Source organism: Bacillus thuringiensis (genome assembly GCF_022095615.2).
Lineage (GTDB): Bacteria > Bacillota > Bacilli > Bacillales > Bacillaceae_G > Bacillus_A > Bacillus_A cereus_AG.
This window is the reverse complement of the sequence record NZ_CP155559.1, coordinates 4,105,254-4,118,698: the sequence shown is the minus strand read 5'-3', so window position 1 is coordinate 4,118,698 and position 13,445 is coordinate 4,105,254. Positions and strand designations below refer to the sequence as shown.

Genomic DNA, 13,445 nt, shown 5'->3' with positions numbered 1-13,445 from the left:
GTATGGAAAGTAGCGAAGTAGTAAGGGAAAAGGAACATCCTTTTGCGAAAAAAAGATGGATAATAGCAGTTACTTTAGTTGTATTAACGATTCTAGGTCTTTTTTACGGCCTTTTCGCAGGAAGCCTATCCTTTTCTTTACGAGATATTCTAACAGGCATACAAGATGAAGGTTCGACGGTTCATCGAATTGTATGGGATCTTCGTATACCGAGAGTGCTCGTTGGATTTATAGTAGGGACATGTTTAGCCGCATCTGGTGCCCTGCTGCAAGGGGTTATGAGAAATCCTCTTGCAGACCCTGGTATTATCGGGGTTTCATCTGGAGCAGGCCTTGTAGCAATTGTAATTATGATTTTATTCCCTCAGCATATGGCATTTTTACCGCTCGGGGCATTTTTAGGAGCTTTCATAACGGCGATGGTCATTTATGCTTTATCATGGCAAAAAGGGGCACCACCTTCAAGGATTGTCTTAGTAGGTGTGTCGATCAATGCGTTAATTGGTGCAGCGACGTCAGCGTTAATGTTATTACATAGTGACAAAGTACAATCCGTGTTACCGTGGTTAGCAGGTGGCATTGGTGGTGTAAGTTGGGCACATTTAAACATGATTATTTATTATGCAATATTTGCTATTATATTGGCCTTCTTTGGTATTAAGCATATTCGAGTATTAATGCTTGGAGATGAAATGGCGAAATTATTAGGTTATAACGTGGAGAGAAGCCGGTTTTATTTAATAGTAGTAAGTACATTATTAGCTGGAATTGCAGTTAGTGTTTCTGGTCTTATTGGATTTGTCGGTCTTGTCGTACCACATATGCTACGTTTATTAGTTGGAAATGACTATAAATATTTGCTGCCATTATCATGCCTTGGCGGAGGGATATTACTTGTTTTCGCGGATGCGATAGCTCGAAGTTGGTTCGACCCAATAGAATTGCCTGTTGGTATTTTATTATCCTTCTTAGGTGGTCCGTTCTTCTTATATTTAATTCATAGAGGAGGAAAACAACGTGATTTCCGTTAACAAAGTGTTTTACGCACATTCTGAAAGATTTCAAATGCAAAATATGAATGTACATATTAAAGCTGGAGAGGTCGTTAGTTTAATTGGACCGAATGGATCTGGCAAATCTACTTTGCTTCGTTTAATGGCAAGACTACTTAAACAAAGCAAAGGGGATATTATTTTAGATGGAAAAAGTATTCATACAATGAAAAGTGCCGATGTAGCGAAGCAATTAGCGATGTTACCACAAATGCATGATCATCAATTAGATTTAACAGTGAAAGAATTAATCGAATTTGGAAGAGGTCCTCATAAATCATGGAGCAATCGCTTAAATAAAGAAGATGAAGAAATTGTTGATTGGGCATTGTCTGTTACAAATCTTGAAGGGTATGAATATCGCCTTTTACAATCTTTATCAGGAGGAGAAAGACAACGTGCCTGGATTGCAATGACGCTAGCACAACGTACAAATGTCTTATTATTGGATGAGCCAACAACCTTTTTAGATATCGTTCATCAGTTGGAAGTAATGGAACTTGTGAAACGGTTAAACGAGGAGTTTGGAATGACAATTATAATGGTTTTACATGACATTAACCAAGCGGCTCAATATAGTGACCGTTTACTCGTATTAAAGCGAGGGAAGCTTCAGTATGACGGTATACCAGAAGCAGTGTTATGTCATGAAATGTTCCAACGTGTATTCGGCATAGAGGTAGATATTTTTCAAGGTAGCGACAAGCCATTTTTTACACCAAAACGAATTTCTAAAAAAGGAGGAGCAAGATGCGAACAGAAGAATGTATTACCACTGAGTTAGTAAGAGAATTTGTTATGGCAGCTCACGGGGATCTAGAAAAAGTACAGGAGCTGTTGGCTGAATCTCCAAGCTTACTTCATGCCTCTTACAATTGGGGCGGGTCAGATTGGGAAAGTGCGTTAGGAGCAGCGGCACATGTAGGTCGTAAAGATGTTGCTCTCTATTTACTAGAAAAGGGTGCTCGAATAGATATTTTTGCGGCCGCTATGCTTGGAGAATTAGAAGTTGTACAAGCTATTTTAGTAGCACAACCAGAAGCATTGCATGCACCTGGTCCACATGGTATTTCCCTTCTTCAACATGCACGAATGGGTGGAGAAAAAGCACAGCGTGTATTTGAGTATTTAACGGTGCTCTCTTAATGACCGCAAAGGTTCTTATGTGCGGTAAACTTTTCACTTTCATATACTTGGAAAGTGAAAAGTTTACCGCCCGTTAGAACGGGATAAGTATCTAGTATATTTGAAAATCCTACACCCCCTCAATTGTAGTTTTCTTTATGCTAGTTATGATATGGATGCAGTAGACAATATTTGTCTACTGCCTTTTTTATATTTAGTAAGATTGAATATTCCGTGTTTTGTTGCTGGTTCATTTATCCCACATTAAGGGGCAGTAAGACTCCCGCCTCAAAATTCAGCTAGAGCAAAGAAGTTAGGCTGGAGGTCCACTGTCCGTAAATGTCCGATTGGTGAGGGCTAATAATCAGTGGGGATGAACAAAACCCCCCACTGATTAAAGTTTCACTTTATAATAAATAGTAACAATTCATATACATACAAAACATGATCGTGAAATAAATAACAAATTCGTGGGAAGGGGTGCAGAAATGTTTCATACAGATCGTTTGCAAATTCGTAAATATACAATGGATGATTTACAGTTCTACGCTTCACTATGGGGAAATGAGAAGGTAATGCGCTATATTGGAAATGGAACATTAAAAACATATATGCAGTGTAAAAAAAGTTTAGAGGAGTGGGTGATTCCTAGCTATAAAAACGGTCTTGGTTTATTTGTATTGATTGAAAAGGAAACGGGAATACGAATTGGTCATGCAGGATTAGTAAAGCAGCAGATAGATGGAAAAGAGGAAATTGAAATTGGGTATTGGTTATTACCTCAGTATTGGGGAAAAGGGTATGCGAAAGAAGCAGCGGCAGCATTTCGAGACTATGGCTTCCAAGCGTTACGAATGAATAAGTTAATTTCTCTTATTAATCCAGACCACCCTGCCTCAATCTTTGTTGCTAGAAAAACAGGGCTTAGTTATGAGAAAACAACTTCATTTCATGGGATGGATGTTCTCGTTTATTCCATTAAACGCGTTGGATGAAAAAGGGTAAATTGCATCTTTTGAAGAATGGTATATAAAAATAAAGGGGGGATTACATGTACATGTATCATAATGGACTCATTATTCGCGAGGGAACGAATGGTGTACCAGCATACGCAATTAAAGCTTTGTTTGAAGATGCTGGTTGGAGCAATGATAATATCCCTTCTTGGCAAATTGAAAAATTCACGATAGCATTTGAAAATTCAACATGGGCATTTACAATTTGGGATGAAGAAGAGATGATTGCGATGGTTAGAGTTATTTCTGATGGAATCATGGTCGCGAACATAGTAAATTTAGTTGTGAAGTGTGAATATAGAGGAAAGGGATTAGGTAAGAAGCTTGTTGCTCTTTGCTTACAAAAGCTGCCACACGGTGACTGGTTTGCGCATACATCTGCGAACAATTTTGATTTTTATAGAAGTTGTGGTTTTGAGGTGAGAGAGTTATCAAGAAATGGAACATGTGCGTACTATGGATATCAAGTTGCGAAAAGAGATGGTCATCGGTAAATGAGCGAAAAGCAAAGAAATAGTACAGTTATAAGTATTTCTAATTCTTTTTGTAATAGAAAATGGATTGAGACTCATTTTATGATAAAATGAAAGAAAATTCTGTTTGTTCACAGGGGGATCAAAATGAGTATAAAAGTTGGGGATGTATTTAAATACGAAAGAAGATTTACTGAGGAAGAGGTTTTTGAATTTGCAAATATTACAGGAGATAAAGGTAGGCATCATATGGAATATGATGAAAATGGGCGTTTAATGGTTCATGGTTTATTGACTGCTAGTATTGGAACGAAAGTAGGCGAAGAATTACATTACATAGCAAGAGAATTAGTAAGTGAGTTTATTAGACCAGTTTTTACAGGAGATACGATTACTTGTGAATTAACTTTAACAAATATTGAACAGATGGAAGGATACAAAAAGGTTTCAATCGAGTCAGTTTATCGCAATCAACATGAAAAGACTGTACTAGTTGGGACAAGCTATGGAGTTATAAGGGGATAAAAAAGAAGCCTGATTTAGAGGCTTCTTTTTTATTTAATAAACACGTTTTCGATTTTCTGCATGACTAGAGATGAGTAATAATGCCGTTTCTTCTCCTATATTACGAACGATATGAGGAACACATGCATTCCAAGAGAAAGAATCCCCTTCTTCTACAATTGCAATATCTTCTCCATGTTGAACTTCTAGTTTTCCACGTAATACAAGGTGACATTCTTCCCCTTCATGGGCATTTGGTGAGTTTTCCTTCGGAAACCCAGCAGGAATTTCTACGAGATTTAGGCGAAGGCCACCTTGCTCTGCAACATGTTCAATTCTTTGCTCATCTTTTCCGTATACACTGTATTTACGCTCTACTTTTTTGACAACTTTCAACCGATCTTTTTGTTCTAATAATAAATAGGGAAGAGGAACGTTTAAAAAATTGGAGATCGTTTCTAAAGTTGAGATAGATGGTGAAGTTTTATTATTTTCAACCTGACTCATAAATCCTTTAGAAAGACCTGTTCCTTCACAAATTTGTGCGATTGTTATGCCTCTACGTTGACGAATTTCACGTATTGCAGAACCAATATTCATAAAATCAAGCTCCTTTTTTGTAAACAACTATTTGTATCATAGCAAAAAAAATATATTTTTTCCCAGTGAAAATGAATTGACGAATAAAAAAAAGTAGTGTATGTTTTGTAATGTAAATAAAAGTTTTGTATAAGAAAACTATAAAGGAGAGAAAGAAATGAATCAACATATTGGTAACTTAATTATTCGTATCGTGTTAGGGGTAACGTTCTTTATGCACGGTTTAACAAAATTCCAATCGGGAATTGACAATATTGCAGGGTGGTTTACAAGTATTGGTTTACCAGGAGGACTTGCATACGGTGTAGCAACAGTGGAATTAGTTGGGGGTCTATTGTTAATTCTAGGTTTAGGTGTAAGATATATTGGATTATTATTTGCACTTGTTATGGTTGGAGCAATTGTGAAAGTAAAATGGTCAGCTGGTTTATTAGGAGATGGAAAAAATCCTGGCTTCGAATTAGAACTTGCATTGTTAGCAATGGGTGCGTACTTATTTGTTGCGAAAGCTGATGGTTTTGTAGATAATTTCTTAAAAGAGAAAATGTCAAAGAAGAACTAATTTAAATGGGGGTATAACAAGATGAGCTTTCAACTTCATCCCGAAACAACACTTGGTGTTGTTCATTTATACGTATCAAATATAAAGAAATCACTAGAGTTTTATACAGAAGTATTAAGCATGAAAGTGCTAAAAGAAGAGGAAACAGTCGTTACATTTGGGAATGAAAATGAAGAACCACTCCTTATCATTGAAGAAAAGAAAGAAGCTTTACCAAAGCAAAGAGGGAGAACAGGGCTATATCATTATGCAATTTTATTACCAAACAGACAGGATTTAGCGAACGTTCTTCGTCATCTTGTAGAAATGGTATATCCACTGCATGGCGGAGCTGACCATTACTTTAGTGAAGCTCTTTATTTAGCTGATCCAGATGGAAACGGGATTGAAATTTATCATGATCGCCAAAAAGAAGTTTGGCGTGATGAGAATGGAGAGCTACCATTTGTTAGTAACCCGTTAGCTGGTGAAGAATTATTGCAGCAAGGAAGCACATGGAGTGGATTTCCAGCTGGTACTGTGATGGGGCATGTTCATTTCCATGTAGCTGATTTAGAAGAAGCGAAACGTTTCTATGTGGATGGTCTTGGTTTTGAAGTAACAATCCCAGCTCGTAATGGCGCGTTGTTCGTATCGGCAGGTGGCTATCATCACCATATTGGTTTAAATACGTGGCAAGGCGAAGGAATACTACCGCAAATGCCAAATTCCGTTGGGTTGAAATATTTCACAATTGTACTAGCAGATGAAAAACAAAAAGAGCAAGTATGTGAAAGCTTAAAAAATATTGGCAAAATTGCTACGTACAAAGATGGAATATTACAAGCCCAGGATCCATTTGGACATTGTATCCATTTCAAAATTAAAGGAGAAGCCTAAAAAAGGCTTCTCTTTTTTTTACTTTCTTATAATTGCTTTTTCGTTTTGTAAAAATAGTTCATCAAACTGCTTTGCCAGTTCAAAATCTAGTTTCGTTAAACCTTTTGCATTCCAAGATGACAAAGTAATAATGACTGCTTTATACTGGATAAGGATAAATGGATGGTGATTATGTTCTTCTGATAGTTTGGCGGCTTCAGAGACAAATTCGACTCCTTTTAAGTAGTCGGAAAACATATATTTTCGTTCAATCCATTTTTCATCTTTTACCATCCATTTATCTACCTTCAATAATTCTCCTTGAACTTCTTCTTCAGTTAATCGTAGCATCATTTCTCACACCCTTTACTGGAAGTAACGTAAGACCATTGTTAATAAGGCGTGTTACAGCTTCGTCAGTTGTGAAAGTATTAAGTTGTTGTAATAGTACTGCTGATGTTTCGTGTCCTTTGTTATGCTCTAAAAGTAATTCTAATATTTCAAGGCGAAGCAGCCATTCTTTCGCATAAAATGTATTTAATACTTCTTGAATTGCTACTAATTGATCGATATGCACGTCGTGTAAAATACCTTCATTTCGAATATCTCGAACTGTTTGATACATACGTTCAAGTTCATTTAGTACAAGTGGATCAGGAATTTCTTGTACTTCCTCATCCATTGGGAAAAATGCTGCGGCATCTGCGGCACCTGGGAATACGGAAGTAATTGTTGAACCAACAGCCATATCAAATGTGCCCCATGAAGCATCAAATAGTAAACGATCTTTATAAGTAACTGTACAATCTATAAACGAGATAAGGGCAATTTTATTATCATTCTTTACAATATCAGTTACTGTTCCTTTTACATGAATGTCACTTGCAAAAGTAAAATCTGCACCGCTTCCAATTGTAATGCCTAATGAATGTAACTTTTCTTCTGTACAATCTTCTAGTGCGATATTACCATTTAGTAATCCGACCGGTGTCCCGAATCCATCACTGTGTACAGAGGTAGAATGATTTGCCAACTGCTTATTATGAATTGCTAATGCTGTTGGCGAACTTGTTCGCATGTAAATGACTTCGTCGGCATCATTTTTAATTGTTTCTGTAAATGTACCTGTAATTTGTAATCCGCTACTTAACTCAGTTGTGGCATGATTTTCGGAGTGAATTGCTTTTTCTAATCCTTCTGTGCCACCTGTTTTGAATGCCATCGTTTCAGAGAACGTCTCAAGCGCCTCAGTTAACTCTTCAAATGATTGACAAACAAATAGCTGTGGTTGCATTTTTGTCACATCATAAGTTGTCCCTGTGCAAGCTTCAATTGAAAAAGGAACTTTTTCTACAGCATCTGTTAAGCAATGTTTGCTTTCGCCGACAGAGGAAAGAAGGCCAGCACCGTAGATTTTTGGATCGTCAATATTTCCAATTAATCCATATTCCACTGTCCACCAGAAAAGACGTGAAATTTGTTCAGCTTCTGATAAACCAGAAACTAAGTTTTGTTTTTCAATTACATTATTTTCAGCAGCTTTAACTTCAGCAGGAGTAGAAGTAGGGCTTTCTTTGACAATCGTTAATGTACGAACAGCTTCAAATGCATCATGTTCTTCTTTTGTTGAGAAAGCTTTTGCACCAATTTGTCCAAAACGTTTTACATATTTTGCATATGTAGAATCAAGTAAAATCGGTGCGTGTCCTGCCGCTTCGTGTACAATATCTGGAGCTGGTGTATACTCGATATTTTCTACTTTACGAATATCTGTTGCAATTGGTAGTAATCCGTGCCCCTGAAAATCGAAAAATGCGACGCCAGGAATAAGGCCATCAATTGTTACAGCTCCCCAGCCGCTTGGTGCTAAGCATTCATTCATTTCTTCTACCTTTGGAATTGCATCTATATTAATACCAGATGATTGTAGTCCATTCACATAGGCTGGATGGGCAACGTCTTTTAAGAAGCTATGATTTTGTCTCATAATGTAACGCCACACAGCGTGATTCACCGGTGTGTATTGATCATAATGTTGTGTGGATACGAATGGTTTTAAATGTGATGGGATTTCTGTTTTCTTTGTCATTTAGACATCCTCCTTTTTTTCAATAAAATTAAGTATCGGTTTCGTATAGCTTGTACCACCCCTTTTCAATTTGTAAGCGCTTATAAAATTTTATCATAAGATTCGGAATTATTTAACATTTGTTTCTTTGAGAAATAGAAAAAGCCCCTATCGGAAAATCCGATAGGGGCGAAAGAATCGCGGTACCACCCTATTTGTAAGTGAAAATATACTTACATCTCAATTAATGATAACGGAAAAACTCCGTCTTTTCCTTCATGCGTAAAAGCACTACGAAAAAGAAGCTCCAGAATTGTAATTCGTACTTATATATGTGCCAATTTCCACCGACCATTAGCTCTCTGTAACAGGGATATAAGATACTACTGCGATTCTTTCAACGCGTATATATGAAATTATGTAAAAGGACAGACGCAAAAAAGTCCCTATCGGAAAATCCGATAGGGACGATAAAAATCGCGGTACCACCCTATTTGTAAACAAGTAATTGTTTACCACTCACTTTACGATAACGGAAAGATCCGTCTTTCTCTTCATGCATAAACAGCATTACGGGAAAGAAGCTCCAGAATTGTAATTCACGCTTGTATATGTACTGATTCGCACCAACCATCAGTTCTCTGAGACAGGGATATAAGTCGCTACTAGTATTCCTTCAAAGCCGATATATAATTCGTTCAACTAAACTATGTTTTGTATTATAAAACTATATTAAAAAAATTGTCAACTAGAATTTTTTATTTTACTTCTAGATCAATGTTTAAATTAGATGTATTTCCAGCTGCATCAGTTGCTACAAGATGAATTGTATTTTTACCTTCTTGTAATTGAGTACGATCGAAATAAATGTCATAGCTTTTCTCCCAAGGGTTCAGGAATGCCTGTTCCCATACACCATTTCCATTGATTTCATATTGTAGTCTCACTGGAATTCCAGGTGCTACCCAACCAGATTCTGTCATCCAATCTAGTAGAATATCGTCAACTTTCCCTCTAATTACAAGATTTTCTTGATCAACTTCATGTGTCAATTTCGGTGCAGTTCGGTCAATAAATACAGCCGCTGTTTGTTTCGTTTCTCCGCCAGAATTAGAAGCAACAGCTTCAATTTGGTATAAACCATCCGCTAGTGGTGATCCATCTAATTTTGTACCATTCCATTTGAAAGGTTTATAACCTGCTGTTTCATTTTTTCCTTGATAAATTATTCCTTGGTATGTCACACGTTCTTTTGTAACTAAGTTAGCGTGTAACGTTACATCTTCAACAGGAGAAACTAAATAGTAGTTGATGAGATTATCATCTAATATGTTATCCCCGTTTGGACTAAAAGTAGAATTCACAATTTCGAGACCATCAATACGTTTATAATCTTTAGGGTCGATACTAAATGTAAATGGAATTCGAATTTCTTCTTTCGCTCCCTGCTCTTTTACATATACATTCCCAGTATACACACCTTGTGGTAGTGAACTATCGACAGTGATAGTAAATGGCTTTTCTGTATTACTATTTGGCTGTACGCTAATCGATGAAGGAACAGAAGTTTTTACTTTGGTTTTTGTGTTTGCATCTAGTAATTCTACACGAGTTGAAAAGCTTTTCTTTTTACTAGAAAGATTTTGTAACGTAATATTTTGCGTCAGTTTTACTTTGCCACTATTTGGCTTTATAAGACCGAAGCTGACATTGTTAGGCTGTACTAATACATTTGTTTGAACAGCTTTTGGAATGTTAATTAAGCCAGATCCTTGTGTCATAACAGGATACGTATTTTCATTAACATCTTTTAAAGTTTTTGCTGTATTGGCAAGGGATGCTTTTAATTGTTCCGTTGTCCAATCAGGATGCATTTGGCGTAATAGAGCAACCGCTCCAGCTACTTGAGGCGCAGCCATACTGGTTCCGTTATGAGATTCATAGCCGCCTCGTGGTACTGTACTAGTAATTTGTACTCCAGGTGCAACGATATCTGGTTTTATAAGCCAACTTCCTTGTGACGGACCTCTGGAACTAAAGTTGCCAATTAATTCAGTCGGAACGGGTTGTCCAATTTTTATATTTTTCTTGCGCTTTGTAATTAAGCTTTTCAACTCTTCACCATTTACATTTGATAATTGCATAACTGGAAGGGCTAGGCTTTCACGTGCAAAGTATTCAGGCATAATATTGATTTCTTTTTCTATAGAAATTAATAGTACACCAATTGCACCGGCTTGCTTCGCTTGTTCAGCTTTTACTAACGTACTAGAAGTACCTTGTAAAACAAGTGCAAATTTTCCTTTCACATCTTGTTTTGCATAATCGCTTGGATTACCATAGCCAACATATACAAGTGGAGAATCATTTCCTATTGGGAAATCTGATTTTGATAACGGTAACCCTTGATATGTTTTGCTGGAACCAGCTACTTGGAATGTTGGAAACGGGATAGAAACAGTAGATGCTCCAACTGATATAACGCTGCTCGCATTTCCAGGTGCATCAACAGACCAAGGTTTTGGCCCATCATTTCCATTGGAAACGACTGCAGTAACCCCAAGTTTTGCTGCACGTTCTAACGTTAATGTTACAGGTTGATCAGGTACATTTAAATCTTGTCCAAGGGATAGATTTAGCACATCAGCACCATCTTGAATCGCTCGTTCAATACCTTGAATAATATCTTCTGTTGTACCAGTTCCACCGTCATTCATGACACGGTAGGCTAGAATAGAAGCATTTGGAGCAACGCCTTTAATTTTTCCGTTACCAGCAATAATTCCAGCTACATGAGTACCATGTACGTTACCATCCATTGGATCGCTATCTTCATCGACAGTGTCATATCCACCTATATAATTTGCCTTTAAGTCAGGGTGTGTATAGTCTACACCAGAGTCGATAATCGCTACTTTCATACCTTTTCCATCAAGCGGTTTGCCAGATGGGTCTTTTAAATTCCATGCTTCAGGTGCACCAATTGTCGGTCCGCCGATATTTGGTACTTCTTCGTTAGTAGTACTTTTTGATGTTTCATGCAATTTATATGTTAAGTTCGGATAGATTGCTTTTACTTCAGGTAAAGAAGCAAGAGCGGTAATTTGATCTCCAGGAACTGAAATTGAGAAACCAGAAAATAACGTATTATAAACTTCTTTAATTTTTGCACCAGGTGCTTTTTCTTTTATTTTCTTAGTCGTATCTTCTTGTGCCTTTTTTAGCTGGGCATGATAAGACTGTGCATTACTATTTTGTAAATCTGGAGCATGCTGAATGTTACTTTGCGCAGCAAGAGGAGCATGTTGTAATTCTACAATTACAGATATTTCTTTTGTTGTTTTTGTTTCAACATGTTGAGCAATTTTATTTTCTCCCCACTGTTCAATCGTTGTTTTTAGTTGTGGACTAAATTGCTTCTCCTTTTGCAGCGATTCAGCATGTGCGCTTAAAGCTCCAAAACTTGAAAAGACGAGCGCCATACTTAATAGTGTAGATGCAGTTTTTTTCATTGAAACTCCCCCTAATAAAAAGTGCCAATATTCCGAAAGAATATCTTACATTTTTGTTATGAAATATAAAATCGAATGTTGGATAAACTATACTTTCGACATAATTCATACCAATCCTCTTTGAATTAAAAATTTCTTGGGAAATTTTTTGGGATTATGTCGAATAGGAATTTTTCACATATTGTAGGTGGGAAGTGAGGAATGCTATGAGGGAAATGGAGGGGTGTTATGAAAAGGTTCATAGTAAGTGGTAGCGCAATGTTATTCATGTTTTTATGTTCAATCACTATTATTAGTGCAGAAAATAATGAAGCGAGAGTTGCTTTTATTCGTCATCATGACCTTTGGATTAAAATTGATGGAAAGGAAAAGAAAATAACAAAAGGTGAGTACATAACAGGGCCGAAATGGTCTCATGATGGAGAATGGATTGCTTATGCCAAAGGAAAGAAACAAAATCACTTTGAACTGTATCGGCTGAAAGATGGAAAGAAAGTTATGCCGTTTCACTCAGAGGCATCAAATTATCAATGGTCACCAACAGATAATATAATTGCCTTTATCTTTACAGGCGCATTAAATACATTTGATGTAGAAAAAAAGAATGCAGATTATGAAAATGTATCGGCTGGTGTAGGTGATTATGCATGGTCCCCTGATGGAAAGAAGTTTCTTGTATCATCTGAAGCACACTTACTTCCAACAGGATGGACAGGGGCTCAGCTATATGAAGTGCAAAAAGATGCACATATGAATCCTCATAAAATGAAACATTTGTATGCATTACCAAATGAACATGATGATTTCCTAGCATTAGTTGCAAGTGGCTTTAAGTGGTCACCAAATCAAAAGTGGATTTCATTTTTAGCAGTACCGACAGCTTCATGGTCAGCTGATAGCAATACGCTTTGCTTAGTTCGGGCAGATGGCAGCCGATTTGAAAAAGTAGATCAAATGTTATTAGACACACAATGGTTTCAATGGGCGCCATCAAAAGATATATTAGCCTATATTGAAGGTAGCGGGAGAGTTGCGTTAGAGAATAAACATTTAAAAGTAAAAGAACTACCAGCACTTCAGCAGAACACATTTACGCCGAAAGGATATGTCGATTGGGATTTTGCATGGAAGAACGATAATGTCATTATCGTTTCACGAGCAAAAGAGGCGGGGATAGAAACTCCACCAGAAAAAAGGCCACTGCCATCTTTAAATGAGATCGATCGTACAAGCGATAAACAACATCAAATTACAAATCCACCTCATAAGCAAGGTGATTATCATCCGATCTTTATGAAGAAGAGCAATCAATTAATATGGGTACGTTCAGACCGTAAGAAAGCTAATGTATGGATTGCACATAGTGATGGGAAACAGGAGAAGAAGTGGATTGAAAATATAGATGTACCAGAGTGGTATTACGAGAGGTGGAATTGGGAAAATGTCATCTCGGTGAAAGAAGAATAAAAAAACCTGCCTAAAAGATAATTTTAGGTAGGTTTTTTTATTGTTATTTATGTGTTTTATTTGGCTTTTTTTTCGCTGGGTTTCCGTTCCCTTGACGTTTTCTATTTTGTTCATCTTTTGCTTGTTTTTCATGTAGTGTATCTAAAAAGTCATTTGAGTTACTCATTTTTATATCGCTCCTTTCATTTCGTCCTAATTACTATAACCA

14 protein-coding genes and 2 other annotated features are annotated in these 13,445 nt (G+C 36.9%); of the genes, 9 read left to right on the top strand and 5 right to left on the bottom strand.

Going from position 1 to position 13,445, the window contains the following annotated elements; genetic code table 11:
* The first annotated feature begins 2 nt into the window (after positions 1-2).
* The 6 genes from KZZ19_RS21345 (at position 3) to KZZ19_RS21320 (ending at position 4,191) form a co-directional block, all read left to right on the top strand.
* Positions 3-1,031: a FecCD family ABC transporter permease gene (locus KZZ19_RS21345; RefSeq protein WP_140392554.1), complete on the top strand. Its 1,029-nt coding sequence runs from the start codon at positions 3-5 to the stop codon at positions 1,029-1,031.
* Positions 1,018-1,836, top strand: coding sequence for an ABC transporter ATP-binding protein (locus KZZ19_RS21340; RefSeq protein ID WP_237979545.1), 819 nt, complete (start codon positions 1,018-1,020; stop codon positions 1,834-1,836). The genes KZZ19_RS21345 and KZZ19_RS21340 overlap by 14 nt, the downstream gene beginning before the upstream one ends.
* Positions 1,803-2,198 carry an ankyrin repeat domain-containing protein gene (locus tag KZZ19_RS21335; RefSeq protein ID WP_237979544.1) on the top strand — a complete coding sequence of 132 codons (396 nt, stop codon included), beginning with the start codon at positions 1,803-1,805 and terminating at the stop codon, positions 2,196-2,198. Before KZZ19_RS21340 ends, KZZ19_RS21335 begins: the two co-directional genes overlap by 34 nt.
* Positions 2,199-2,593: 395 nt before the next feature.
* Positions 2,594-3,172, top strand: coding sequence for a GNAT family N-acetyltransferase (locus KZZ19_RS21330; protein WP_237979596.1), 579 nt, complete (start codon positions 2,594-2,596; stop codon positions 3,170-3,172).
* 56 nt (positions 3,173-3,228) lie between these two features.
* The gene (locus KZZ19_RS21325; RefSeq protein WP_088097819.1) at positions 3,229-3,687 is read left to right on the top strand and encodes a GNAT family N-acetyltransferase; all 459 of its coding nucleotides are present in this window, start codon (positions 3,229-3,231) and stop codon (positions 3,685-3,687) included.
* 126 nt (positions 3,688-3,813) lie between these two features.
* Positions 3,814-4,191, top strand: a complete 378-nt coding sequence (locus tag KZZ19_RS21320) for a MaoC/PaaZ C-terminal domain-containing protein (RefSeq protein WP_000025009.1) — start codon at positions 3,814-3,816, stop codon at positions 4,189-4,191.
* A gap of 33 nt (positions 4,192-4,224) precedes the next feature.
* Here KZZ19_RS21320 and KZZ19_RS21315 read toward each other — a convergent pair whose 3' ends face one another.
* A complete protein-coding gene (locus KZZ19_RS21315; protein WP_001020698.1) occupies positions 4,225-4,770 on the bottom strand; it encodes a helix-turn-helix domain-containing protein in 546 nt (181 codons plus the stop codon).
* A gap of 157 nt (positions 4,771-4,927) precedes the next feature.
* Here KZZ19_RS21315 and KZZ19_RS21310 point away from each other — a divergent pair, with 157 nt between their 5' ends.
* Both KZZ19_RS21310 and KZZ19_RS21305 read left to right on the top strand, forming a co-directional pair.
* The gene (locus KZZ19_RS21310; protein WP_001071557.1) at positions 4,928-5,332 is read left to right on the top strand and encodes a DoxX family protein; all 405 of its coding nucleotides are present in this window, start codon (positions 4,928-4,930) and stop codon (positions 5,330-5,332) included.
* 21 nt (positions 5,333-5,353) lie between these two features.
* Positions 5,354-6,211, top strand: coding sequence for a VOC family protein (locus KZZ19_RS21305; protein WP_088097818.1), 858 nt, complete (start codon positions 5,354-5,356; stop codon positions 6,209-6,211).
* Positions 6,212-6,229: 18 nt separating this feature from the next.
* Here the strand turns inward: KZZ19_RS21305 and KZZ19_RS21300 are convergent, their stop codons facing one another.
* From KZZ19_RS21300 to KZZ19_RS21290, 3 genes are all read right to left on the bottom strand, one after another.
* A complete protein-coding gene (locus KZZ19_RS21300) occupies positions 6,230-6,544 on the bottom strand; it encodes a 4a-hydroxytetrahydrobiopterin dehydratase (protein ID WP_088097817.1) in 315 nt (104 codons plus the stop codon).
* Positions 6,525-8,279, bottom strand: a complete 1,755-nt coding sequence (locus KZZ19_RS21295; protein WP_237979543.1) for an aromatic amino acid hydroxylase — start codon at positions 8,277-8,279, stop codon at positions 6,525-6,527. Before KZZ19_RS21295 ends, KZZ19_RS21300 begins: the two co-directional genes overlap by 20 nt.
* Before the next feature lie 161 nt (positions 8,280-8,440).
* Positions 8,441-8,668: a binding site (T-box leader), on the bottom strand.
* 50 nt (positions 8,669-8,718) lie between these two features.
* Positions 8,719-8,947 (bottom strand) — a binding site (T-box leader).
* A gap of 69 nt (positions 8,948-9,016) precedes the next feature.
* Complete coding sequence (locus KZZ19_RS21290) at positions 9,017-11,770, bottom strand: S8 family serine peptidase (RefSeq protein ID WP_237979542.1); 2,754 nt, start codon at positions 11,768-11,770, stop codon at positions 9,017-9,019.
* 228 nt (positions 11,771-11,998) lie between these two features.
* Here KZZ19_RS21290 and KZZ19_RS21285 point away from each other — a divergent pair, with 228 nt between their 5' ends.
* Entirely contained in the window at positions 11,999-13,237 is a 1,239-nt protein-coding gene (locus tag KZZ19_RS21285; protein WP_237979541.1) for a TolB family protein, read from the top strand.
* Between the two features lie 43 nt (positions 13,238-13,280).
* Here KZZ19_RS21285 and KZZ19_RS21280 read toward each other — a convergent pair whose 3' ends face one another.
* Entirely contained in the window at positions 13,281-13,403 is a 123-nt protein-coding gene (locus KZZ19_RS21280) for a DUF4023 domain-containing protein (RefSeq protein ID WP_000071861.1), read from the bottom strand.
* Between the last annotated feature and the right edge of the window lie 42 nt (positions 13,404-13,445).